15 protein-coding genes and 1 other RNA gene are annotated in these 25,545 nt (G+C 61.3%); 6 read left to right on the top strand and 10 right to left on the bottom strand.

Translation table 11 applies throughout. The annotated features are described in order from the left end of the window. Nucleotides 1-50: 50 nt before the first annotated feature. The 6 genes from ffs to ABX75_RS00435 form a co-directional block, all read right to left on the bottom strand. An RNA gene (ffs, locus tag ABX75_RS28160) (signal recognition particle sRNA small type) lies at nt 51-147 on the bottom strand. A 147-nt stretch (nt 148-294) separates the two neighbouring features. Then, the gene (locus tag ABX75_RS00455; RefSeq protein WP_034099693.1) at nt 295-1,461 is read right to left on the bottom strand and encodes a putative zinc-binding metallopeptidase; all 1,167 of its coding nucleotides are present in this window, start codon (nt 1,459-1,461) and stop codon (nt 295-297) included. Nucleotides 1,462-1,580: 119 nt separating this feature from the next. Beyond that, nucleotides 1,581-3,947: an NAD-dependent DNA ligase LigA gene (gene ligA, locus ABX75_RS00450; RefSeq protein WP_047881282.1), complete on the bottom strand. Its 2,367-nt coding sequence runs from the start codon at nt 3,945-3,947 to the stop codon at nt 1,581-1,583. An 86-nt stretch (nt 3,948-4,033) separates the two neighbouring features. Beyond that, a complete protein-coding gene (zipA, locus tag ABX75_RS00445; protein ID WP_040269103.1) occupies nt 4,034-4,897 on the bottom strand; it encodes a cell division protein ZipA in 864 nt (287 codons plus the stop codon). Between the two features lie 292 nt (nt 4,898-5,189). After that, entirely contained in the window at nt 5,190-8,678 is a 3,489-nt protein-coding gene (gene smc, locus ABX75_RS00440; protein WP_047881281.1) for a chromosome segregation protein SMC, read from the bottom strand. A gap of 2 nt (nt 8,679-8,680) precedes the next feature. Beyond that, nucleotides 8,681-9,340, bottom strand: coding sequence for a GntR family transcriptional regulator (locus ABX75_RS00435; RefSeq protein WP_047881280.1), 660 nt, complete (start codon nt 9,338-9,340; stop codon nt 8,681-8,683). A gap of 279 nt (nt 9,341-9,619) precedes the next feature. Here ABX75_RS00435 and xdhA point away from each other — a divergent pair, with 279 nt between their 5' ends. From xdhA to guaD, 4 genes are all read left to right on the top strand, one after another. Further along, complete coding sequence (gene xdhA / locus ABX75_RS00430; RefSeq protein ID WP_047881279.1) at nt 9,620-11,068, top strand: xanthine dehydrogenase small subunit; 1,449 nt, start codon at nt 9,620-9,622, stop codon at nt 11,066-11,068. Continuing rightward, complete coding sequence (gene xdhB / locus ABX75_RS00425; RefSeq protein ID WP_047881278.1) at nt 11,061-13,460, top strand: xanthine dehydrogenase molybdopterin binding subunit; 2,400 nt, start codon at nt 11,061-11,063, stop codon at nt 13,458-13,460. The genes xdhA and xdhB overlap by 8 nt, the downstream gene beginning before the upstream one ends. Nucleotides 13,461-13,577: 117 nt before the next feature. After that, nucleotides 13,578-14,420, top strand: a complete 843-nt coding sequence (xdhC, locus tag ABX75_RS00420; RefSeq protein WP_040269108.1) for a xanthine dehydrogenase accessory protein XdhC — start codon at nt 13,578-13,580, stop codon at nt 14,418-14,420. A 7-nt stretch (nt 14,421-14,427) separates the two neighbouring features. After that, nucleotides 14,428-15,732 carry a guanine deaminase gene (guaD, locus tag ABX75_RS00415; protein WP_040269109.1) on the top strand — a complete coding sequence of 435 codons (1,305 nt, stop codon included), beginning with the start codon at nt 14,428-14,430 and terminating at the stop codon, nt 15,730-15,732. 139 nt (nt 15,733-15,871) lie between these two features. Here the strand turns inward: guaD and ABX75_RS00410 are convergent, their stop codons facing one another. Next, the gene (locus ABX75_RS00410; protein ID WP_015885332.1) at nt 15,872-16,636 is read right to left on the bottom strand and encodes a GntR family transcriptional regulator; all 765 of its coding nucleotides are present in this window, start codon (nt 16,634-16,636) and stop codon (nt 15,872-15,874) included. A gap of 244 nt (nt 16,637-16,880) precedes the next feature. Here ABX75_RS00410 and ABX75_RS00405 point away from each other — a divergent pair, with 244 nt between their 5' ends. Next, a complete protein-coding gene (locus ABX75_RS00405) occupies nt 16,881-18,071 on the top strand; it encodes a benzoate/H(+) symporter BenE family transporter (RefSeq protein ID WP_034099702.1) in 1,191 nt (396 codons plus the stop codon). A 54-nt stretch (nt 18,072-18,125) separates the two neighbouring features. Here the strand turns inward: ABX75_RS00405 and ABX75_RS00400 are convergent, their stop codons facing one another. After that, on the bottom strand, nt 18,126-18,470 hold the full coding sequence (locus ABX75_RS00400; RefSeq protein ID WP_034099703.1) for a YggL family protein: 345 nt from the start codon (nt 18,468-18,470) through the stop codon (nt 18,126-18,128). A 237-nt stretch (nt 18,471-18,707) separates the two neighbouring features. On the opposite strand from ABX75_RS00400, the gene dacB reads away from it, so the two are divergent. Then, nucleotides 18,708-20,168 carry a D-alanyl-D-alanine carboxypeptidase/D-alanyl-D-alanine-endopeptidase gene (dacB, locus tag ABX75_RS00395; RefSeq protein ID WP_047881277.1) on the top strand — a complete coding sequence of 487 codons (1,461 nt, stop codon included), beginning with the start codon at nt 18,708-18,710 and terminating at the stop codon, nt 20,166-20,168. 100 nt (nt 20,169-20,268) lie between these two features. On the opposite strand, the gene ABX75_RS00390 is transcribed toward dacB, so the two are convergent. Next, nucleotides 20,269-22,656 carry a diguanylate cyclase gene (locus ABX75_RS00390; RefSeq protein WP_034099705.1) on the bottom strand — a complete coding sequence of 796 codons (2,388 nt, stop codon included), beginning with the start codon at nt 22,654-22,656 and terminating at the stop codon, nt 20,269-20,271. Between the two features lie 138 nt (nt 22,657-22,794). After that, on the bottom strand, nt 22,795-25,059 hold the full coding sequence (rlmKL, locus tag ABX75_RS00385) for a bifunctional 23S rRNA (guanine(2069)-N(7))-methyltransferase RlmK/23S rRNA (guanine(2445)-N(2))-methyltransferase RlmL (RefSeq protein WP_034099706.1): 2,265 nt from the start codon (nt 25,057-25,059) through the stop codon (nt 22,795-22,797). Between the last annotated feature and the right edge of the window lie 486 nt (nt 25,060-25,545).

Here is a 25,545-nt window from a genome sequence, read left to right as displayed (position 1 = left end):
TTTTTTTGGATATTGGGATGAACAACTAAAGAAGAGCGTTATGGAGGCAACCCCACCAGCCACACCCCGGCACACAATGTTCCCGCTGTGGCTGCTCCCTTCCGGGCCTGACCAGGTTAACGGGTAATCGTTGCGGGGGGACCGATGGGGTCACCATAACGACGCTGGCCTCTCGGCAAGCCGCGCCATTGTACCGATCTCATCGGAAGTTACAACCGTTGGTTACGGATTAAAAATATGAAGAGGTTCAAGCACTTGCCATGGCCCTCAGCATGCCCTTCCCACATGGGTTGATCATTGTGCTTGCAGCACCTCGTCCGCACGGCCGCCCTCTTCCTGGATCACCAGATGGATAAAGTGCAGTTTGGCGATCACCGCCGGTGGCAGTACGAAGGGGTAGAAATCCGGTTGGCCCATGCTGCGCGACAGTTCGTTGAGCATGCCGGCCAGTTCGATCCACGCATTGACGAACGCCAGAAACGCCGGACCGCCGGGGTGCGCGGGATCGTAGAGGGTGGCAAGGGGGAATGGTTGGTAATCCAGGTCCATCTCCCGCGCGCTCATGCCGAAGCCTAGGGCGGTATCCACGGCGTCCATCATGTGCAGGTAATGCGCCCAGGTTTCCGCCCAGTCTTCCCAGGGGTGCATGGTGGCGTAAGCGCTGACGCAGGCTTCCTGCCAGTCCGGTCGCGGGCCGTGCTGATAATGCCGGTCGAGGGCCTCGGCGTAACTGGCGCGTTCGTCACCGAACAGTTGGCGAAACGGTTCGATCCAGTGGCTGCCGGCGATCAGGCGATCCCAATAGTAGTGGCCGACTTCATGGCGAAAATGGCCGAGCAAGGTGCGGTAAGGCTCGTGCATCTGCACGCGGACTTTTTCGCGGTGAGCGTCGTCGGCTTCCTTGATGTCGAGGGTGATCAGGCCGTTGGCATGCCCGGTGGTGGGCGCGTTGCCCTCCAGGTCGACACCGATAAAGTCGAAGGCCAGGCCGGTCTCTTCGTCGACGCTCTTGGGCACCACCTGCAGGCCCAGGCTGATCAACTGCGCCACCAGGCGGCGCTTGGCGGTTTCCACTTTGCGCCAGCGTTCATGGTTGTCCACGATGGACAGGTCGGGAATGGTGCGATTGAGGCTGCAGGCCACGCACAACGGCGCAGTGCTGTGGGCCGGGATCAGCCAGTTGCAGGCCGCCGGGGTGTCGAGGTTGGCGCAACGGCGGAAGGCCCCGGCGTCGAGATTGCCGTCCTGCAGCCACGTTCCGGCAACGGGTCCGGGCCGAAGGGACGCCAAGCGGCTCTGCTGCGGCTGGTACCCCAACAGCGCCGAGCAAGCCAGGCACTGACTATTGCGAAAGAACAGCGGCTGGCCGCAGCGGCATTGCCAGACTTTGCTGTTACGCGAAGTGTCGGCCATGAACGGTGCGGCGATGCGCGAACTGAGTTGCTCGAAATAGCGGAACATGGCGATCTCTCCCTAGGTGACCCAGACTAGATCATTCAGGGCTCAGGATCGTTCCACTTCGCTGCTGTAGGGTTGCAGCGCCGCCCGACGCGCGGCAAGCCAGCGCCCGGCACACGCCATCAGACAGTCACGTTATGCTGGGCAAGAAAGGCAACAAACGCCTCTTCATCCAGCACCTTCAGGCCCAGCTCGGTGGCCTTGGCCAGCTTTGAACCAGCCCCAGGGCCCGCCACCACACAGTGGGTCTTGGCCGAGACGGAACCGGCGACCTTGGCGCCCAGGCTTTCCAGTTTGTCCTTGGCCACATCGCGGCTCATCAGCTCCAACGAACCGGTCAGTACCCAGGTGTGGCCGGCTTCCGGCAAGCCTTCGACGACCTTCTTCGCGCTGTGCCAGTGCATGCCGAAATCCTTGAGCTGCTGCTCGATGGCCTGGGCACGGCGGGCGTTCTGCGGATTATCGAAGAAGTCGCGCACGGCCTTGGCCTGCTTTTCAGGCAGTGCCTGGCGCATGTCCAGCCAGTCGGCCTGGATTACGCCGTCAAGGCTGCCGAACTTGTCCGCCAGCTTCTGCGCGGCGCCAGGGCCGACGCTGGGGATATTGAGCTTGTCGAGCAGCCCGCCCAACGTCGCGCTGGCGGCAAATTCCGCGCTCAGGTCGCCCTGATCCTGCAATTGCAGGCCGCATTCGTCCGGAGAAAGCAACGCACCGATCACCTGCTGGTTATGGCTGTCCTCAAAGAAACTGTGGATCTCGTGCGCCACTTCCAGACCCACGTCCGGCAAGTACGTCAGTACCTCCGGCAACGCCTGCTGCACGCGCGCAAGGGACGCCAGCGAGCGCGCCAACACCTTGGCGGTCTCCTCGCCCACATCGGGAATGCCCAGGGCGTAGATAAAGCGTGCGAGGGTCGGCGATTTGCTGTTTTCGATGGCGGTGATCAGCTTTTTGCTGGAGATATCGGCAAAGCCTTCCAGGTCGATGATCTGCTCGTACGTGAGCTTGTACAGGTCGGCCGGTGACGCGATGAGATGTTCATCCACCAATTGCTCGATGGTTTTGTCGCCCAAGCCGTCGATGTCCATGGCGCGGCGGGACACAAAGTGGATGATCGCTTGCTTGAGCTGCGCGCCACAGGCCAGGCGCCCGACGCAACGGTACACCGCGCCTTCGCTGACGGTTTCCTTGCCCTTGCTGCGCTTGACCAGTTGCGTGCGTTCCACATGGGAACCGCACACCGGGCAGCTTTCAGGGATCTGCACCGCACGCGCATGTTCCGGGCGGCGATCGGTGACCACTGAGACCACCTGAGGGATCACATCACCGGCACGGCGGATGATCACGGTGTCGCCGATCATCAGGCCCAGGCGCGCCACTTCGTCCATGTTGTGCAAGGTGGCGTTGGACACGGTCACACCCGCGACCTTGACCGGTTTCAGGCGGGCCACCGGGGTCACGGCGCCGGTACGGCCGACTTGGAATTCCACGTCGAGCAGTTCGGTGAGTTCTTCCATGGCCGGAAACTTGTGGGCGATGGCCCAGCGCGGCTCGCGGGCGCGAAAGCCCAGTTCGCGCTGGGAGGCAAGGCTGTTGACCTTGAACACCACACCGTCGATTTCATACGGCAGGCTGTTACGTCGCTCGCCGATGTCACGGTAGTAATCGAGGCATTCCTGAATCCCCTTGGCCAGCTTCAGATCGTGACTGATCGGCAGTCCCCACTTCTGTAACTGCTTGAGGTTGCCGATATGGGTGTCGCTGATATCCGCCGTGACCTGACCGATCCCGTAGCAGCAGAACTCCAGCGGGCGGCTGGCGGTGATTCTCGAATCCAACTGGCGCAGGCTACCGGCAGCGGCATTGCGCGGGTTGGCAAAGGTCTTGCCGCCCACTTCCAGTTGCGAAGCGTTAAGCCGCTCGAACCCGGCCTTGGACATAAACACCTCGCCGCGCACTTCCAGGGTCGCCGGCCAGCCGCTGCCATGCAGCTTCAGGGGGATATTGCGCACGGTGCGCACGTTGACGCTGATGTCTTCGCCGGTGGTGCCGTCGCCCCGGGTGGCACCGCGCACCAGCTCGCCGTCTTGATACAACAGGCTGACCGCCAGGCCATCGAGTTTCGGCTCGCAGCTGTACTCCACCGCCGCGCCACCGCCAAACAGATCGCCCACAGGCAGATCGAGACCTTCAGTAACGCGACGATCGAACTCAAGCATGCTGGCTTCATCGAAGGCGTTGCCCAGGCTGAGCATCGGAATCTCATGCTTGACCTGGGTGAACGCCGACAGCGCCGCGCCACCGACCCGCTGCGTCGGTGAATCCCGCGTGACCAGCTCCGGGTGCTCGTCTTCGAGAGCCTTGAGTTCGTGGAACAGTCGGTCGTATTCGGCGTCCGGGATGCTTGGCTCGTCGAGGACGTAATACCGGTAGTTGTGCTGATCCAGTTCAGCGCGCAGTTCGAGGATGCGGGTATGGGCGGCGGTCATGGGTGTTCTCTCATAAAGCAAAAGAGCAGCCGAAGCTGCTCAAATGTTGGTGCGCTTATTCTATCGACAACGCTTGAGGCCAATCCTCAGCGTTTCTGTGTCAGGGCGCGACGCTCGAACTCGACGATGCGCTGACGGTAGTGTTCGATGGTCTGGGCGGTCAGGACGCTGCGTTGGTCGTCCTTCAGCTCGCCGTTGAGTTCCTGGGACAGCTTGCGTGCTGCGGCCACCATCACATCGAACGCTTGTTTCGGGTGGCGCGGGCCTGGCAGACCGAGGAAGAAGCTCACCGCAGGCGTGCTGAACAAGTCGATATCGTCCAGATCGAAAGTACCCGGCTTGACGGCATTGGCCATGGAGAACAGCACTTCGCCGTTGCCCGCCATGCTTTCGTGGCGGTGGAAAATATCCATCTCGCCGAAGCGCAGGCCGCTTTCGAGGATGTTCTGCAACAGCGCCGGGCCTTTGAAACCGGCGGCATCGCGGCAGATTACGCTGATCACCAGCACTTCTTCAGCGGCCGGCTGATCGTTGACCGATTGGCGCGGCGCGTTCTTGGCGGCGTTCTCATCGGGGAAATCGTCGTCACGGCTGCTGAAACTCGGGCCTTCATCCACGTCAAGGTTAAGGTCACCCTGATGGGGTTCGGCAACCGCTACGCCACTGCGTTTGCCGCGTTTGGACGATGGCTCGCGGGCTTCACGCACCGGCGCGCTCATCGACGGCAGGTCGTGCTCGTCCAATTGCGGCTCTTTATGGGTGTCCAGCACACGGGGCGGCCCCAGCAGCTCGGCGCTGCCGTCGTCGTCGGGCAGGTTGGACAGGTTACGGTCCAGACGGAATTTAAGCTTGCCCTTGCCACCGCGCATGCGGCGCCAGCCATCAAAAAGAATACCGGCAATGACAATAATGCCGATGACGATCAGCCACTCGCGCAGACCGATTTCCATGTAATCCCGTGCCTCTAATAAAAAATGCTGAAAAATAAGGGGTTTAGCATCGTGCAAACCGCTTTAAAACGTGGCGCCAACTCTATGTTCTGACTGACGTTTTGCCCACGCACACGAAAAATTGACATTAAACTAGCACGACCAAAGATAACTTTACACAGTTGGCGCGAAATGTGTCGAATTGCCAGCTTTCAGGCGTAGCAGGCAATCTCCTACAGCAGACGCCAACTGTGAACCACAGCCCCTGAGCGACAAGCTTCGAGCTGACTCACTTACCGCTTGAAGCTTGCCGTCAGGCGTCCACCATCGCCATCGCCTCTTCCACATCCACCGCCACCAAGCGCGAACATCCCGGCTCGTGCATCGTCACCCCCATCAGTTGATCAGCCATTTCCATGGCGATCTTGTTGTGGGTGATATAGATGAACTGCACGGTCTGGGACATCTCTTTGACCAACCGTGCATAGCGTCCAACGTTCGCATCATCCAGCGGTGCATCCACTTCATCGAGCATGCAGAACGGCGCCGGGTTCAGCTTGAAGATCGCAAACACCAACGCCAAGGCGGTCAGGGCTTTTTCCCCACCAGACAGCAAATGAATGGTGCTGTTCTTCTTACCCGGCGGGCGCGCCATGATCGTCACCCCTGTATCGAGTAGATCTTCGCCCGTCAGTTCCAAGTAAGCGCTGCCGCCACCGAAAACTTTTGGGAATAACGCCTGTAAACCGCCATTAATCTGATCAAAGGTATCTTTGAAACGGTTGCGGGTTTCCTTGTCGATCTTGCGAATTACGTTTTCCAGGGTGTCGAGCGCCTCCACCAGATCCGCGTCCTGAGCGTCCAGGTAGCGCTTACGTTCGGATTGCTGCTGGTATTCGTCGATGGCCGCAAGGTTGATTGCGCCGAGGCGTTGAATCCGCGCGGCAATGCGTTCGAGTTCTTCTTCGGCGTCTTTCTCGTTGGCCTGGGCGGTCAGGGTATTGAGCACGCCGTGCAGGTCGTAGCCGTCTTCGAGCAATTGGTCCTGCAAGGTTTTGCGGCGCACGGTCAGGGCTTGCCATTCCATGCGCTGCTGTTCGAGCTGGCCGCGAATCAACTGGGACTGCTGCTCGGCCTGGGTCCGGCGTTTTTCCGCGTCGCGCAGTTCGCGGTCGGCGTCTTCCAGGGCGATCTGTGCGGTCTTGAGTTCTTCGTCGACGGTCATGCGCTTGTCGAGCAACTCTTCGAGCTTGAGGCGCAACTCTTCCAGCGGCGCTTCGCCCTCTTCCAGATTCAGGCTCAGTTGTTCGCGCTTTTCGGTCAGGCGCTCGGATTGCATCTCCAGGCGCTCAAGGGCCTGGGCCGTGGACGCGTGCTGGGCCTTGAGCGAGCCCAGGCGCACCGCCAACTGATGGGCGTGGTCTTTGTGCTGGCGCGCTTCCTGGCGCACGCGGTCGAGACGTTCGCGCAGGCTGTCGCGCTGGGCCAGCAGCAGTTCCCGTTGCTCGGTGTCCTGAGCCATGCTGTCGAGGGCTTCCTGCAAGTGCAGGCGCGCTTCGCCGATTTGTTCGTGCTCCAGCGCGCGTTGCTCGCCCATCTCGGCGACTTCTTCGTCGAGACGGGTGCGACGCAGGCTCAGTTGCTCGACCTTGGCCTTGCTTGCCGATAGCTGCGCCTTGAGTTCGCCTTGCTGGCGCGCCTCATCCTGCAAAAGCCGACGCAGGTGCTCGCGGCCGGTCTCTTGCTGACGCTGGGTGGCGCGCAGGGTTTGCAGTTCGGTTTCCAGGCGTTCGAGGGTGGCTTCGCGCTCTTCGCGCTCGGCGCTCAGATTGACGATTTCCTGGCCACGGGCCAGAACGCCGCTTTGCGCTTCACTGGCGCGACGCACGCGCAAAAAGTGCCGGCCGACCCAGTAACCGTCGCGGCTGATCAGGCTTTCGCCGACCGCCAGTTGACCGCGCTGGGCCAGGGCCTGCTCCAGGGACTCCACCGGCCGCACCTGGCCCAGCCACGGCGCCAGATCGATCGCGGCTTCGACCTTATCCAACAAGCTGCCCGGCACCCGCGCACCATCCGCGGCGGGGCTGAGCAAACGCAGATCGCCCTGGGCAAAGCCGGAGAGATCGAAGCCGCCAAAATCGTCCACCAACACGGCTTGCAGATCGGCGCCCAACACGGTTTCCACGGCCAGCTCCCAACCGGCGTCGACCTTCAAACCTTCAGCCAGGCGCGGGCGCTCGGCCAGGTGTTGGTCGCGCAGCCACTCGGCCGTGCCGATGTCCGGGTCCAGCGCGGCTTGTTGCAAGGCTTCAAGGGACGCCAGACGCCCGTTGAGCCGTTGCAGGTCGCCCTGGGCCTGCTGCTGGGCCTGGGTCGCCTGTTGCAGTTGCTGGCGCAGTTGCTCCAGGCGCTCGACTTGCTGCTCTTCGCTGGCTTCGAGTTCTTCCAGGGTCATTTCGCTTTCGGCCAGTTGCTCGCTGAGCGCCATGATCGCCGCATCTTCCGGGTCGGCGGCGAGCAGCACGCGCTCTTCCTGCAAGCGGCGCTGGCGCTCGGCCAGACGTTCCATACTGGTTTCCAGTTGCTGGATGCGCGACTGCTGCACTTCGGCCTGGCGGCGCGGTTCGGCCGATTGCAGGTTGAAGGCATCCCACTGTTCCTGCCAGCCGTGCATGGTGGTTTCGGCTTCTTCCAAGGCGGCGGCGGCTTCTTCGGCGGCGGCGCTGGTGATCTCCTGCTCAGGGGTGAGCATGTCCAGCTCTTCGCCGAGGGTCAGCAGCAAGGTGCGGTCGTGGCCCAGGTGGGATTCGGTCTCCAGGCGCGCGCGCTCGGCTTCCTTCAGATCGTCCTGCAATTGGCGCAGACGTTGCTGGCCGTGCTGGATGCTCTGCTCGACCCGGGCGATATCGCCGCCCACCGAATAGAAGCGGCCCTGCACCAGATTGAAGCGCTCGGACAGATCGTGGTGCCCGTCGCGCAGGCGTTCGATGCTGGCGTCGGCGTTGCGCTGCTCGGCCACCAGCGCTTCGAAGCTGATTTCCTGGGTGCCGATGATCGCTTCGCGCTGGCCCACTTGATCGTTCAAGGCTTGCCAGCGCAGGGCCGACAATTGGGCCTTGAGCTGGCGCTCTTCGCCCTTGTATTCCTGATACTTCTCGGCGGCCTGGGCCTGCCGGTGCAGGCGCTCCAACTGGCGCTCCAGCTCTTCGCGCAGGTCGGTCAGGCGGGCGAGGTTTTCGTGGGTGCGGCGGATGCGGTTTTCGGTCTCGCGGCGACGTTCCTTGTACTTGGAGATGCCGGCCGCTTCCTCGATAAAGTTGCGCAGGTCCTCGGGCTTGGCTTCGATCAGCTTGGAGATCATGCCCTGTTCGATGATCGAATAGCTGCGCGGGCCCAGGCCGGTGCCGAGGAAGATATCGGTAATGTCACGACGGCGGCACTTGGTGCCGTTGAGGAAGTAGCTGTTCTGGCTGTCGCGCGTGACTTTGCGGCGGATGGAGATTTCCGCATAGGCCGCGTATTCGCCGATCAGGGTGCCGTCGGAGTTGTCGAACACCAGCTCGATGCTGGCCTGGCTCACCGGCTTACGGCTGGTGGAGCCGTTGAAGATGACGTCGGTCATCGACTCGCCGCGCAGGTTCTTGGCCGAGCTCTCGCCCATCACCCAGCGGACGGCGTCGATGATGTTCGACTTGCCGCAACCATTGGGCCCGACCACCGCCGCCATATTACTGGGGAAGTTCACCGTGGTCGGGTCGACGAAGGATTTGAACCCCGCCAGTTTGATGCACTTGAGCCGCACGTTTAGACGTCCGCCAACGCTGCGATAACCAGCGAGCAACTGCGCTGACCGTAGGCCGACAGCACCTGGCGGATATGCGGTAAGTCACGGGCCAGCACGGCGGCGAGCAGTTGCTCGAACAGCGCCAGGTACTCGCTCATCTCGGCCTTGCGCTGGTCCAGGGCCAGGTAATAGGCGCGGTTCATCGCCGGCTGCAGGTTTTCGACGGTTTCCTGCAGGTACGGGTTGTTAGCGAAGGGGTACGCGGCGCGCATCACATTGAAGCTTTCTTCGACGAACGCGCGGATGTCCTGACGTTCGAAATTGCTCACCAGACGCTGCTGGATCTGCACGAACGGCGCCATATCGGCCTGGGTCTGCCAGCCTTGCGCCACCGCATTGCCGAGCAGGATGTACAGCTCGCCCATCAACGTGCACAGGCTTTGCACCTTATGCGCGGTGAGTTCGGTGACGTGGGCGCCACGGCGCGGCAGGATCGCGATCAGGTGCCGGCGTTCAAGGATCAGCAAGGCTTCGCGCACGGAGCCGCGGCTGACATTGAGTGCCAGCGTGACCTTCTGTTCCTGGATGCGCTCCCCAGGCTTGAGATCGCCGCGAATGATACGTTCGGCGAGGTGGTGAGCGATCTGCTCGGCGAGACTGTCCGGCGCCTTGAACGTCATGGGTTTCCTTCAAAATCGTCTATCGGTACAAGCGCGGCAGTGTAGCGCATTGGCCCGCTGATGGCGCTACGCCCACTGTCGCGAATTGGCATGAAATAAGCAGCTCTGCCTGTCTACACGCCGCCAAAAACGCCGGTTCCAGAAGACTGAACCATAATTGAATAGGTTGTGACCGCATTTTCTTGACCCTTAGGTCAGAAAACAATTGACCGAAAAGTCAGACATGACTAGATTCGGCCCACAGCGGTTAACAACAATAATGAGTCTGCGAGGCCTTCCGTGATCCAGTTTTTACTCAACCAGGAACTCCGTAGCGAGCACGCCTTGGACCCCAACCTGACCGTGCTCAACTATTTACGTGAGCATGTGGGCAAATCCGGCACCAAGGAAGGCTGCGCCAGCGGCGATTGCGGTGCCTGCACCGTGGTAGTCGGCGAGCTGCACAGCGATGCTCAGGGCGTCGAGCAGATTCGCTATCGCAGCCTCAATTCGTGCCTGACCTTCGTTTCGTCATTGCACGGCAAACAACTGATCAGCGTCGAAGACCTCAAGCACCAAGGCCAACTGCACAGCGTGCAACAGGCGATGGTCGAGTGCCACGGCTCGCAATGCGGGTTTTGCACCCCCGGTTTCGTGATGTCGTTGTTTGCCCTGCAAAAAAACAGCGACGCCGCCGACAGCGCCAAGGCCCATGAGGCCCTGGCCGGCAACCTGTGCCGCTGCACCGGCTACCGTCCGATTCTCGCCGCCGCCGAACAGGCCTGCTGCAACAAGCCCGCAGACCAGTTCGACAGCCGCCAAGCCCAGACCATTGCACGCCTTAAAGCCATCGCCCCGACCCAGACCGGCGAACTCAATAGCGGCGATAAACGCTGCCTGGTGCCCCTGACGGTAGCCGACCTGGCCGACCTCTACGACGCCTATCCGCAAGCCCGCTTACTGGCCGGCGGCACCGATCTGGCGCTCGAGGTCACCCAGTTCCACCGCACGCTGCCGGTGATGATCTACGTCGGCAACATTGAAGAAATGAAGCGCATCGAGTCGTTCGACGACCGCCTGGAAATCGGCGCCGCCACCCCGCTCTCCGACTGCTACGCCGCGTTGCACCAAGCGTATCCGGACTTCGGCGATCTGCTGCACCGCTTCGCCTCCCTGCAGATCCGCAACCAGGGCACCCTGGGCGGCAATATCGGCAACGCCTCGCCGATCGGCGATTCGCCGCCGCTGCTGATCGCCCTGGGCGCGCAGATCGTGCTGTGCAAAGGCAACACCCGGCGCACCCTGGCGCTGGAGGACTACTTCATCGATTACCGCGTGACCGCGCGCCAGGACAGCGAGTTCATCGAGAAAATCATCGTGCCCAAGGGCCATACGCTGTTCCGTGCCTACAAAGTCTCCAAACGTCTGGATGACGATATTTCCGCGGTCTGCGCCGCGTTCAACCTGACCCTCGACAACGGTGTGGTCCAAGCCGCCCGCGTGGCCTTCGGCGGCATGGCCGCCACACCCAAACGCGCGCGGCACTGCGAGGCCGTGCTGGTGGGCGCGACTTGGAACGCCGCCACGGTCGAGCAAGCCTGCGCCGCCCTCGCCGAGGATTTCACCCCGCTGTCGGACTTCCGCGCCAGCAAGGAATACCGCCTGCTCAGCGCGCAGAACCTGCTGCGCAAATATTTCATCGAGCTGCAAACGCCGCATATCGAGACTCGGGTGACCGCTTATGTCTAACCATCACGCCGTGGAAAAAACCCAGGCCGAGCTGGCCGAACTGTTCGCCCAGGACTTGACCAGCGGAGTCGGGCGCAGCGTCAAGCATGACAGCGCCGCCAAGCACGTATCGGGGGAGGCGCAGTACATCGACGACCGCCTGGAATTCCCCAACCAGTTGCATGTGTACGCGCGTCTGTCCGACCGCGCCCACGCCCGCATCCTCAGCATCGACACCGCCCCCTGCTACGCCTTCGATGGTGTGCGCATCGTCATCACCCATGAAGACGTGCCAGGTTTGAAAGACATCGGCCCGCTGTTGCCTGGCGATCCGCTGCTGGCCATCGACACTGTGCAGTTCGTCGGCCAGGTGGTGCTGGCCGTCGCCGCCCGCGACCTGGAGACCGCGCGTAAAGCGGCGATGGCGGCGGTGATCGAATACCAGGACCTGGAACCGGTGCTGGATGTGGTCGAGGCCTATCGCAATAAACACTTCGTGCTCGACAGCCACACCCACCAGCGTGGCGATTCGGCGGGCGCGTTGGCCGCGGCTCAACATCGCATTCAGGGCACGCTGCATATCGGCGGCCAGGAGCACTTCTACCTGGAAACCCAAATCTCCTCGGTGATGCCCACCGAAGACGGCGGCATGATCGTCTATTGCTCCACGCAGAACCCCACCGAAGTACAGAAGCTGGTGGCCGAAGTGTTAGACGTTTCGATGAATAAAATCGTCGTGGACATGCGTCGCATGGGCGGCGGGTTCGGTGGCAAGGAGACCCAGGCCGCCAGCCCGGCATGCCTGTGCGCGGTGATTGCCCACCTGACCGGCCAGCCGACCAAGATGCGCCTGCCGCGGGTCGAAGACATGCTGATGACCGGCAAGCGCCACCCCTTCTATATCGAATACGACGTGGGCTTCGACGACACCGGTCGTCTGCACGGCATCAATCTGGAGCTTGCCGGCAATTGCGGCTGCTCGCCGGACCTGTCGAACTCGATTGTCGACCGCGCCATGTTCCACGCCGACAACTCGTATTACCTGGGCGACGCCACGGTCAATGGCCATCGCTGCAAGACCAACACCGCCTCCAACACCGCTTACCGGGGGTTCGGCGGCCCGCAAGGCATGGTCGCCATCGAAGAAGTGATGGACGCCATCGCCCGCCATCTGGCGCTCGACCCGCTGGCCGTGCGCAAGGCCAACTACTATGGCAAGACCGAGCGCAACGTCACCCACTACTACCAGACCGTCGAGCACAACATGCTCGAAGAGATGACTGCCGAACTGGAAGCCAGCAGCCAATATGCCGAACGCCGCGAAGCCATTCGTCGCTACAACGCCCATAGCCCGATCCTGAAAAAAGGCCTGGCGCTGACCCCGGTCAAATTCGGCATTTCGTTTACCGCCAGTTTCCTCAACCAGGCCGGCGCGCTGATCCATGTCTACACCGACGGCAGCATCCACCTGAACCATGGCGGCACCGAGATGGGCCAGGGTTTGAACACCAAGGTCGCGCAAGTGGTGGCCGAAGTGTTCCAGGTCAGCATCGACCGCGTGCAGATCACCGCCACCAACACCGACAAGGTGCCCAACACTTCGCCGACCGCCGCCTCCAGCGGTGCCGACCTGAACGGCAAGGCCGCGCAGAATGCCGCCGAAACCATCAAGCAGCGCCTGGTGGAATTCGCTGCGCGCAAGTACGACGTCAGTGAAGCGGATGTGCAGTTTCATAACGGCCATGTGCGGGTGCGCGAGCAGATCCTGACCTTCGAGGCGCTGATTCAGCAGGCGTATTTCGCCCAGGTCTCGCTGTCGAGCACCGGGTTCTACAAGACCCCGAAAATCTTTTACGACCGCAGCCAGTCCCGTGGCCGGCCGTTCTATTACTACGCGTTCGGCGCGGCGTGTTGCGAAGTGCTCGTCGATACCCTGACCGGCGAATACAAGATGCTGCGCACAGACATTCTTCACGATGTGGGCGCTTCGCTGAACCCGGCTATCGACATCGGCCAGGTGGAAGGCGGTTTCATCCAGGGCATGGGCTGGCTGACCATGGAGGAACTGGTGTGGAACGACAAAGGTAAATTGATGACCAACGGCCCGGCCAGCTACAAGATCCCGGCGGTCGCCGACATGCCCCTGGACCTGCGGGTGAAGCTGGTGGAAAACCGCAAGAACCCGGAAGACACGGTGTTCCACTCCAAGGCCGTGGGTGAACCGCCGTTCATGCTCGGCATTGCCTCGTGGTGCGCGATCAAGGATGCGGTGGCGAGCCTTGGAGGTTATCGCCATCAGCCGAAGATCGACGCGCCGGCGACACCCGAGCGGGTGTTGTGGGGTTGCGAACAGATGCGCCAGTTGCAGGCGGCGACAGCCGTTGAGACTGAAGCCGAGATGGCTTCGCTCTAGATCGAGGTGCTGCCATCGGGGGCAAGCCCCCTCCCACATAGTGATCTGCGAATGCTTTCAAATGTGGGAGGGGGCTTGCCCCCGATAGCGGCCTGAAAGACATCACTAGAGGTGACTATGAACAACTGGATCAGCGCCCTCGCCGACCTGCAGAACCAGGGCGAACCTTGCGTCCTGGTGACCATCATCGAAGAACTCGGCTCCACGCCACGCAATGCCGGTTCCAAGATGGTCATCAGTGCGTCGCAAACCTTCGACACCATTGGCGGTGGGCACCTGGAATACAAAGCGATGCAGATCGCCCGCGAGATGCTCGCCCGTGGCCAGCAAAACACCCATCTGGAGCGCTTCAGCCTGGGCGCGAGCCTGGGCCAGTGCTGCGGTGGTGTCACCGTGCTGCTGTTCGAACCCATGGGCCAGGTGCAGGCGCAGATTGCGGTATTCGGCGCCGGCCATGTGGGACGCGCCCTGGTGCCGTTGCTGGCGAGCCTGCCGTGCCGGGTGCGCTGGATCGATTCGCGCGAGCAGGAGTTTCCGCAACAGATCCCCGAGGGCGTGCGTAAAATCGTCAGCGAAGAACCGGTCGACGAAATCGCCGACTTGCCGGTGGGCAGCTACTGCATCGTCATGACCCACAATCACGCACTCGACCTGGAACTGAGCGCCGCGTTGCTCAAACGCAACGATTTCGCCTACTTCGGCCTGATCGGCTCGCAGACCAAACGCGTCAAGTTCGAACACCGCCTGCGTGATCGCGGCTTCGACGCCGCCCAGTTGCAACGCATGCGCTGCCCCATGGGCCTCACCGAGGTGAAGGGCAAATTACCGGTGGAGATCGCCATTTCCATCGCGGGCGAAATCATCGCCACTTACAACGCCAATTTCGGCCAGCACAACGCCAGCGCCGAACCGATTGCCAAACTGCTGCCGGTGTCACGCCGCAGCCAAGCGACCCATTGAGAAGACCATGCCTTTGACCCGCAAAGCCTACCGCGCCGCCATCCTGCACAGCATTGCCGACCCCGCCGAGGTGGGCATCGAAGCGTCCTATGAGTATTTCGAAGACGGCCTGCTGGTGATTGATAACGGCCAGATCAGCGCCCTCGGGCACGCCAGCGAATTGCTGCCGACACTGCCGGCCGATATTGACGTGACCCACTACCAGGACGCGCTGATCACCCCCGGCCTGATCGACACCCATATCCACCTGCCGCAAACCGGGATGATCGGCGCTTATGGCGAACAGTTGCTGGATTGGCTCAACACGTACACCTTCCCCTGCGAAAGCCAGTTCGCCGACAAGGCCCATGCCGAGCAAGTGGCGGATATTTTCATCAAGGAACTGCTGCGCAACGGCACCACCACCGCATTGGTGTTCGGCAGTGTGCACCCGCAATCGGTGAACGCGTTTTTCGAAGCGGCGCAGAAACTCGACCTGCGCATGATCGCCGGCAAGGTGATGATGGACCGCAACGCGCCGGACTATCTGACCGACACGCCCGAGTCCAGTTATCAGGACAGTAAGATGTTGATCGAGCGCTGGCATGGCAAAGGCCGGCTGCACTATGCGGTCACGCCACGTTTCGCCCCCACCAGCACGCCGGAGCAATTGACACTGGCCGGGCAGTTGCTGGGGGAATATCCGGATCTGTATATGCAGACCCACATCAGCGAGAACCTGCAGGAAGTGCAGTGGGTGAAAGCGTTGTTCCCGGAGCGCAGCGGCTACCTGGATGTGTATGACCATTACAAGCTGCTGGGCGAGCGCTCGGTGTTTGCCCACGGCGTGCACCTGTGCGACGACGAATGCGCGCGCTTGGCGCAAACCGGCTCGGCGGTTGCCTTCTGCCCGACCTCGAACCTGTTCCTGGGCAGCGGCCTGTTCAACTTGCCGATGGCCGAGAAGCACAAACTGAACGTTGGCCTAGGCACCGATGTGGGCGGCGGCACTAGCTTCTCGCTGCTGCAAACCTTGAACGAAGCCTACAAAGTCATGCAGTTGCAGGGCGCGCGGTTGAGCCCGTTCAAATCGCTGTACCTGGCGACCCTGGGCGGCGCGCGGGCGCTGCGCCTGGAAGACAAGATCGGCACATTGCAACCGGGCACGGATGCGGACTTCCTGGTGCTGGACTACAACGCCACACCGCTGCTCAGCTACCGCCTGAAGCAGTCGAACAGCATCGACGAAACGTTGTTTGTATTGATGACCCTGGGAGATGACCGCACCGTGCTGCAGACCTATGCCGCCGGCCAACGGGTGCACCAACGCTGATCTTGGCACCAGCACAAAACCAATGAGCGAGGGGGCTTGCCCCCGATAACAGAGTGTCAGTCACTGCATGAGGTGACTGTTCCACTGCTATCGGGGGGCAAGCCCCCTCCCACATTTTGTCCTTGGCAAAGCAGGAAAATTACAGCTTTATCGAGGAACGCCCAGGCTTCTTGGTCTGCAACAGATGCGAGAACACCGCATGCAGATCATCCGACGCACTCTCTTCATCGAGGTTGAGCTTGCTGTCGATGTGATCCATGTGATGCATCATCAGGTTCACCGCCAACGCCGCGTCGCGGGCTTCGATGGCATCGATCAACTGGGTGTGCTCATCGTAGGAGCAGTGGGAGCGGTTACCGCTTTCGTACTGAGCGATGATCAACGAGGTCTGGGACACCAGGCTGCGCTGGAAGCTGATCAGCGGTGCATTCTTTGCCGCTTCGGCCAGTTTGAGGTGGAATTCGCCGGAAAGGCGGATACCGGCACCACGATCACCACGGGAAAAACTGTCGCGCTCGTCGTTGACCATCTGGCGCAACTCGGCCAGTTGCTCGGCGGTGGCGTGCTGCACCGCCAGCTCGGTGATCGCCCGCTCTACCAGGCGACGGGCCAGGAACACCTGACGCGCTTCTTCGACGCTCGGGCTGGCCACCACCGCGCCGCGATTGGGCCGCAGCAATACCACGCCTTCATGGGCCAGGCGCGACAGGGCGCGACGAATGATGGTGCGGCTCACGCCAAAGATTTCCCCCAGTGCCTCTTCACTCAACTTGGTTCCGGGCGCCAGGCGTTGTTCAAGGATGGCCTCGAAGATATGCGCATAGACAATATCGTCCTGGGTTCCGCTGCGACCGGCCTTGCCGGCTCGCGGTTGTTTCTTGAGAGGTTGCAACTGTTCGTTCATGGGCACTCGGGTTTGGAGAACGGCGGCGAATTATCGGTGATACGGCGACTTTACGGTAATACGGCAACAGCGGGTCGCTGGCAAGTATCCGCTAAAAACAGCGCACATTGTACACAACCCAACAGGCCAACACACTGTACGGCTGTTTGCGGCCTCGGCTGTATTGCAATGCGTCGTTACGTTTGAGTTTAGGCTTGAATCTGCGCCTTCACCGGCAAACCCCAGGTAAAAAGGAACAGCGTTCATGACTGACGCCACCCAAGCGCCCCTGCGCCCACTGGCCGACACTTCCCCTTCGGCGGTTGTCGCCGGCTTTATTGCCATGATGACCGGCTACACCAGCTCCTTGGTGCTGATGTTTCAAGCCGGACAGGCCGCAGGTTTGACCACGGCGCAGATCTCCTCATGGATTTGGGCGATTTCCATCGGCATGGCGGTGTGCAGCATTGGCTTGTCCCTGCGTTACCGCACGCCGATTACCATCGCCTGGTCCACCCCCGGCGCGGCGCTGTTGATCACCAGCCTGGGCGGTGTCACCTACGGCGAAGCCATCGGCGCCTATATCACCTGCGCGGTGCTGGTGACGCTGTGCGGGCTGACCGGCAGCTTTGAAAAACTGGTCAAGCGCATTCCGGCGTCGCTGGCAGCCGCGTTACTGGCTGGCATTCTGTTCAAGATCGGCAGTGAGATTTTCGTCGCGGCGCAGCATCGCACCGGCCTGGTGCTGGGGATGTTCTTCACCTACCTGATCATCAAGCGCGTGTCACCGCGCTATGCCGTGCTTGCCGCGCTGATCATCGGCACCCTGTTGTCGGGCGCGATGGGGTTGCTGGATTTCAGCGGGTTTCATCTGGAAGTCGCCACGCCGGTGTGGACCACCCCGCACTTCTCGCTGGCAGCCACCATCAGCATCGGCATTCCGCTGTTCGTGGTGGCGATGACCTCGCAGAACATGCCGGGCGTGGCGGTGTTACGCGCCGATGGCTATAACGTGCCGGCCTCGCCGCTGATCACCGCCACCGGCCTGGCCTCGTTGGTGCTGTCACCGTTCGGCTCCCACGGCATCAACCTGGCGGCGATCAGCGCGGCCATCTGCACCGGCCCCCACGCCCACGAAGACCGTAACAAGCGTTACACAGCAGCGGTTTGGTGCGGTGTGTTCTACGGCATTGCCGGGGTGTTCGGCGCGACACTGGCGGCATTGTTCGCAGCGTTGCCCAAGGAGCTGGTGCTGTCGATTGCGGCGTTGGCGTTATTTGGCTCGATCATCAACGGCTTGAGCATTGCCATGAATGAACCCAAGGAAAGGGAAGCGGCGCTGATCACCTTTATGGTCACCGCGTCAGGCTTGACGTTGTTTTCCATCGGCTCGGCGTTCTGGGGGATCGTGGCGGGGGTGTTGACGCTGTTGATTCTAAATGGGCGCAAGGCCTGAGTTTTCAAAGCCCCAAACGAAACAGCGACCCGGGCGGGTCGCTGTTTCAGCACATCAGGCTACCGGGTTGATCGGCGTCTCTGGGTGCCATGCGTCCAACAGCGGGCTCACTTCAACGCGAGTCAGCTCTGGGCGGGCCTTGAGCCACGCCTCGACGGTTGCACGCTGCTCTTCGCTGACCGAACCGCGTTTGGCCGAGCACACCAGACCGAAGTCGTCGCCGCCTACGTAGTCCAGGCCATTGCCGTCCATCGCTTCAGTCAGGAATGCTTCGAGGAAAGCGTCAACCGCTTCATCGTCCAAACCTTCTTTGAAGTCCAGGTTCAGTTCGAAACCCAGCTCTTGAAATTCATCAACGCACAGTTTTTTGCGCAGACGCCGGGAACGGTTAGTCGCCATTGGAACAGTCCTCTTAAGTAATAACGGCCGGCACTTTAGCAGTTTAAGACGGCGATTGCCCGACTCTCTGGGACGGGCGGCGGTTTGTGTGGAAAAAAACGCGCATTAGCAGCTATCGTTCAGCTACAAGAGCCCGCGCCTTGGGGCATAATGCCGACACTTTCTTGACCATTGAGGGATTTTTCCTATTTACCCCTCGCCTTTTTCACCCTCCTCAGCAGTAGGGTCTTATTCTTTATGATCAAATCTTTGCGTCCATTGTTACTTGCCGGGTTTCTTCTGCCACTGGCCTTTTCCGTCACCGCCGCTCCGATCAACACCACCCTGCCGCCCAACGTCGCGCAGGCCCTGCAAAAAGCCAAACTGCAAAATACTGCGTTGTCCCTGGTCATGCTGCCGCTCAACGGCCCCGGCACGCCCACCGTATTCAACGCCGACGTTTCGGTGAACCCGGCCTCTACCATGAAACTGGTCACCACCTATGCGGCCCTGGAAATGCTCGGCCCCAACCACCAGTGGAAAACTGAGTTCTATACCGACGGCACCCTCAACGGTGGCGTGCTGCATGGCAACCTGTACCTCAAGGGCGGTGGCGACCCCAAGCTGAATATGGAAAAGCTCTGGCTGCTGATGCGCGATTTGCGCGCCAACGGTGTGCAGCAAGTCACTGGTGACCTGGTGCTGGATCGCGGCTTCTTTATCCCGCCGCAATTGCCGGAATTCAACGACGATGGCAATGACGAGAACAAGCCGTTCCTGGTCAAGCCCGATGCGCTGCTGGTCAACCTCAAGGCCCTGCGTTTCGTCACGCGCAACGATGGCGGACGGGTATTCGTTTCGGTAGAGCCACCGATTGCCAGCATTCGTATCGACAATCAGGTCAAGGTCTCCAACGCCAAGCAATGCACCGGCGATGTTCGTTACAACCCGGTAACCGCCGCCGATGGCAGCGTGACGGTGACCGTCAGCGGGCAACTGGCCGACGGCTGCAGTTCACAGACCTACCTGTCGCTGCTCGACCACGCCACCTACACCGCCGGCGCGGTGCGGGCGATCTGGAAGGAACTGGGCGGCAGCATCCAGGGCCGCGATATCCAGGCGCCGGTGCCCAAGGATGCCAAGGTCCTGGCACGCGCGTTCTCGCCGGACCTGGCGGAAATCATCCGCGACATCAACAAATACAGTAACAACACCATGGCCCAGCAGTTGTTCCTGAGCCTGGGCGCGCAGTTCCGTAACGATGCCGACGGCGACGATGCCAAGGCCGCGCAGCGCGTGGTGCGTCAGTGGCTGGCGAAAAAAGGCATCACCGCGCCGCACTTGGTGATGGAGAACGGCTCCGGCCTGTCCCGCGCCGAACGGGTCAGCGCTCGTGAGATGGCGGCCATGCTGCAAGCCGCGTGGAGAAGCCCTTACGCGGCGGAGTACATCAGCTCGATGCCCATCGCCGGCACCGACGGCACTATGCGTAAGCGCTTGAAGACCACCGCCATGCGCGGCGAAGCCCACGTCAAGACCGGCACCTTGAACACTGTGCGCGCCATCGCCGGGTTCAGCCGCGACAACAACGGCAATTCATGGGTTGTGGTGGCGATCCTCAACGATCCGAAGCCATGGGGCGCGTCGTCGGTACTGGACCAGGTGCTGCTGGATCTGTATCGCCAGCCAAAACTGACGGCGGCGGCACCGGTGCTCTAGCACACACCATCGTTCACCTGTGGAAGGGATTTACTGGTGAGCAGGCTTGCCCTGCTCACCACCGAGTCATGCGTAAGCCTTTAAGTATCCCGCCAGCCTTTCAAGCCTGAACCCTTTCGGCCTCCACCCGGTCCCTGCCCGCCTGCTTGGCCACATACACCGCCGAGTCGGCGCGCAGCAGCAACCCATCGATGCCTTCATCGCCCCGCCAGCTGGCCACGCCAAAGCTGGCGGTGACGATCCCCACCGGCTCCATCGGCGCACTGCGCAACGACTGCCACAATTCCAGCGCCAGGCTGTAGGCCTGTTCGCCATCGGTGGTGGGGCACAACACCATAAACTCTTCGCCCCCAAAACGGCAGAACACATCGGTGCGGCGCAGACGTTGGCTGATACGCGAGCACAACTCCTGCAACACGCCATCGCCTACCGCGTGGCCATGCTTGTCATTGATGCGCTTGAAATGATCGATATCCAGCATGATCACCGACAACGCTCCGCAGGTTCGATTGAGCCTGGCGATTTCGGCGCGCAAGCGATCCTGAAAGTAGCGCCGGTTATAAATGCCTGTCAGCGAGTCGGTGATGGACAAGGCGCGCAGCTCCTCCTCTACCCGCTTGAGATCGGAAATATCCGACACATACCCATGCCACAGTGTGCCGCCGCCGGGTAACTCTTCCGGGGTTGCTTCGCCACGAATCCAGCGCAGGCCACGTTGCGGTAACAGCACGCGATATTCTTCGCGCCAGTGGCTCAGTTGCAACGCCGACAAGCGCACCGAGGCGCGCACCCGCTCCGCGTCCAGCGGATGGATGCGTTCGAACACGCGCTTGGCATCCTGCTGCAACAGCCCCGTTTCAATTTCGTAGATATCGCGCATGCCGTCGCTGGCATAGAGGAAGCGCCAGTTGTCCTGAGGTTCCAGGGTGAATTGAAAGATCCCACCGGGGACATGGGCGCTGAGTTTTTTGAGCAATCGATCGCGCGCGGCCAAGGCTTCGTAGGCGCGCTTTTGCTCGGTCACGTCCAGGTAGATCGCCAAATGCCCGACCCAAAGGCCGTGGTCGTCGAGCAGAACGGTGGCCAACATGGTGACGTTCAACGGGCTGCCGTCGTTTCGAATCAACGTCCACTCACGGGCCTCGTGCAAGCTGTCGGGGCTTTCTACCAACATGGCCTGGCTCGCGGGGATGCGCTTACCCAGGGTCACGCCCAGTTTGACAGAGCGCATTTCCAGCTCCGTCGCCAGGTGCAGGCTTTCCAGGGTCAACTTGCCCACCACTTGATCGGCCGTGAAGCCAAGCATCTGTTCGGCACCGGCATTGAACGTGTTGATCACACCGCGCAGGTCAGTGGCAATAATCGCAACCTGGGTGGCAGCGTTCAGCACACTGCGCAATTGACCGTGCGCACCGCGCAATTCCTGCTCACGCAGACGCAACTGCTGAGTACGCTGCTCGACCATCTTCAAAGCACGCTGGCGCTGGCTGACCAGCATATACAGCAAGATGCTCAGCAGCAGGCTGAGCAAGCTGCCCATGGTCAGGATAGCGGCCAGCGAAGAATGGTTGGCCCGGGCGAATACTTCGCTCGGCCGCAGGGTCAAGGCGTAGACATGATCGCCTAGGGTCAAGCGCCGCACCCCAACGAGGCCGCTGTCGGCCACGGCATTGTTGGATTCATAAAGCACACGTTGTTGCTGGTCGGAGGTGTCGACAATCTGCATCACCAGGTTGTCCCGCTCCGGCTTGGGCAAACCGTCGGCCATCAGCTGGCGCATGCTGATCACCGCCATGACGTAGCCATAAGGTTGTTCTGCGCCCACCTCACGGCTCACGGGCGCCACCAGCAATACGCCGGCTGCATAAGCTGGCTCCACGCCCACCAACTGCATGGGTTGAGATACTGCCAGCTTGCCGCTTTTATGCGCGCGCTCCAGCGCCGAACGCCGCAAGGGCTGGGCCAATAGATCGAAGCCCAAGGGCGAGCCCAACAGGCTTTGGGTTTGACTGTAGAGCACTGGTACGTACTCCTCGCGCTCCGGCGCGGGGGCCAGTTCACCCGCCGGGTTCAACTCACGGATCACGAAATCCACGCCCCTTTCACGGGACACTTGCTGTTCAAACTCGCTGCGTTGCTGACGCAGCACCCGTGGCGCCCAGGCGTACGCGCGGGCGCGCAGAAGCAACGGTTGGGTAAACCCATCGAACTCTTCGCGGGACACATCGGAGGAATTGACAAAAAAACGCCGCAGGCTGTTAAGGCGTTGTTCCTGATCTTCAAAGCGCTCCTGCAAACGGGTGTAGCGCTCGTTGACCAGCAGTTGAAAGCGCTGGCGCACCTGCTGCTGATACAGATCGTGAGTGGCCCAGGCGACGATACCCGTCAAGGTACAACCGGCCAACAGCACCACCAATGCCACCAGCCAAGCCGATGCCTGCTCACTGATGAAGCCTAGGATTTTCGGGCGAACGGCTTGCAACGGCATAGGCAACACTCACAACGCCAGCGTGCGGGGGGTGTCACTTTGGCTTGGCCTTAAGTTATAGCTATCGGCCAGTAGTTTGACCAGCGCAAAAAAGCCGTAAGCCTGGAATATCCTGGCTTGCGGCCTTTTATGCAGTCATCAACGGGCGGTGATTTTCCACGCGCGGTGGATTTTGGCATTGCGCGCGAAATCCGGGTCGATGGTTTTGTCGCTGATTTCCTCGACCGCATAGCGTTCGCTGAGATTGTCTTCCAACTGGAACTTGCGGAAGTTGTTGGAGAAGTACAGCACGCCGCCCGGTGCCAGGCGGGCCATGGCCAGGTCGAGCAACTGCACATGGTCGCGCTGCACGTCGAAGATGCCTTCCATGCGCTTGGAGTTGGAGAAGGTCGGCGGGTCGATGAAGATCAGGTCGAACTCATCGCGACTGGCTTCCAGCCACGCCATCACATCGCCCTGCTCCAGGCGGTTCTTGTCGGAGAAACCGTTGAGGGAGAAGTTGCGACGTGCCCAGTCCAGGTAAGTCTTGGACAGATCGACACTTGTAGTGCTGCGCGCACCGCCCTTGGCCGCGTGCACACTGGCAGTAGCGGTGTAGCAATACAGATTGAGGAAGCGCTTGCCGGCCGCCTCTTTCTGAATGCGCATACGCATCGGGCGGTGGTCGAGGAAGAGGCCGGTGTCCAAGTAATCCGTGAGGTTGACCAGCAGCTTCACACCGCCCTCGCTCACCTCAGTGAACTTGCCCTGGGCGCTCTGGCGCTCGTACTGCTTGGTACCGCTCTGACGCTCGCGACGCTTGACCACCACGCGGCTCTTGTCGATGTTCAGCGCCTGGGGAATGGCCGCCAGGGCATCGAACATGCGCGCGGAAGCTTTTTCCGGGTCGATGGACTTGGGAGCGGCGTACTCCTGCACATGCACCCAGTCGTGATACAGGTCGATGGCCATGGAGTATTCCGGCATATCGGCGTCATACACACGGTAGCAATCCACGCCCTCTCGCTTGGCCCACTTGCCCAGCAGCTTGAGGTTTTTTTGCAGGCGATTGGCGAACATCTGCCCGCCTTCGCTCAGGCGCGCCTGTTCGACCACGGGAGCCGGGGCCGGTTTGATCGGGTTACCGTTCTTGTTGTACTGGCGTTCTTGCGGCTCGGTCGGGGCCTGGTCGTATGCAGCCTGCTCGCGTTCGGCCTGGCGCTGTTCCGGGGTGCGGCGCTCGCCGGTGACGAACTGGTCGGGATTGACTTTGATCAGCAGCAATTTGCACGGCAAGGCGCCGTTCCAGAACGAATACTGCTTGTGGCTGCGGATGCCCATGCGCTTGCCCAGATCGGGCGCGCCGGTGAACACTGCGGCTTCCCAACCCATGCAGGCTTGGCGCAGACGTTCGCCGAGGTTCTGATAGAGGTACAACAGGCTGGCTTCATCACCCAGACGCTCGCCGTAAGGCGGGTTGCAGATCACCAGGCCTTTCTGGTTCTGGTCCGGGCGCGGCTCGAAGGTCCCGACCTCCCCCTGGTACACCTTGATCCAATGGCTGAGACCGGCGCGCTCAATGTTGTTGCGCGCGGGTTGGATCAGGCGCGGGTCGGCTTCGTAACCTCGAATCCACAGCGGCGTTTTGTTCATGCCAATCGCGGCGCGCTCGCTGGCCTCGGCGTGCAGCTTTTTCCACAGCGCCGGGACGTGACCGAGCCAAGTGGTAAAGCCCCACAGCTCACGGTTGAGGTTGGGCGCCATGTCGGCCGCAATCATCGCGCCTTCCACCAGGAAGGTCCCCACGCCGCACATTGGGTCGGTCAGCGCACCGCCTTCGGCGGCGATACGCGGCCAACCAGCGCGAATCAGGATCGCGGCCGCCAGGTTTTCCTTCAGCGGCGCCGCGCCCTGCTGCAGGCGATAGCCGCGCTGGTGCAGGCTATGACCGGAGAGATCGAGGGACAGGATGGCTTCGCCACGGTCCAGGCGCAGGTGGATACGCAAGTCCGGGTTGATCTTGTCGATGGACGGGCGCTCGCCGGACGGAGTGCGCAGTTTGTCGACGATCGCATCCTTGACCTTCAGCGCGCCGAAGTGGGTGTTGTCGATACCGGAGCCGTGACCGCTGAACTCCACTGCCAGAGTGCCGTCGGGGACCATGTGGTCGGCCCAGTCGATATCCAGCACGCCGTGGTAGAGGTCTTCGGCGTCCTTCATGGGGAAACGCTTGAGTACCAGCAGCACGCGGTTGGCCAGGCGCGACCAGAGGCACAGCCGGTAAGCGGTCTCCATGTCGGCCATGCCGCGCACGGCCGAAGTGTGCTCGCGCGCTTCCTCAAGGCCAAGCCCGACGGCTTCCTCGATCAGCAGGCCTTCGAGGCCCTTGGGGCAGGTGAGGAAGAGTTCAAAACGGTCCGACATGGGGCATTCCAGGCTTTTCAGCAATAAGTGAACGGGCGACGCATCGCCGGCTCGGTTTTCAATCAAGCACTTTTCTTGAAGAGTGCTCGCGTGGCACGAATGTGCCGTTCCACCCCGGCTGCCAGGCCGTTGGGCCTTTATTCACGGGGCAGATAAAGAATGTGCAGCAACAAAAAGAAATATTCCGACCCTTCGTCGAATAATAACCGACTGCATCAGACGGACATTCTTACTTAAGGATCAAACCATTCCTCTACGCGGGGTGCATCATAGCTGGCTTTGCCAGACAAATGGGGCGTAAAGCCATCCCAGCTTATGGCTATAGCATCGTTATAGTTACGTGCTTATGACAAAACGATCATTGAATCCATGTGACCTATTGGTTAGAACTCACCACAGGTTGGCGCCGTAACGACGCCGACACATCGGCTCGCCACGCCGGCAGCGAGCCCACCAACGGCAGAAAAACTCTGCCCGGCCTCAGAC

This window comes from Pseudomonas sp. ARP3, from assembly GCF_001029595.1.
In the GTDB taxonomy this organism is placed as follows: Bacteria; Pseudomonadota; Gammaproteobacteria; order Pseudomonadales; family Pseudomonadaceae; genus Aquipseudomonas; species Aquipseudomonas rhodesiae.
The sequence above is the reverse complement of the archived record's forward strand: the minus strand, read 5'-3'. Positions and strand labels throughout refer to the sequence as shown.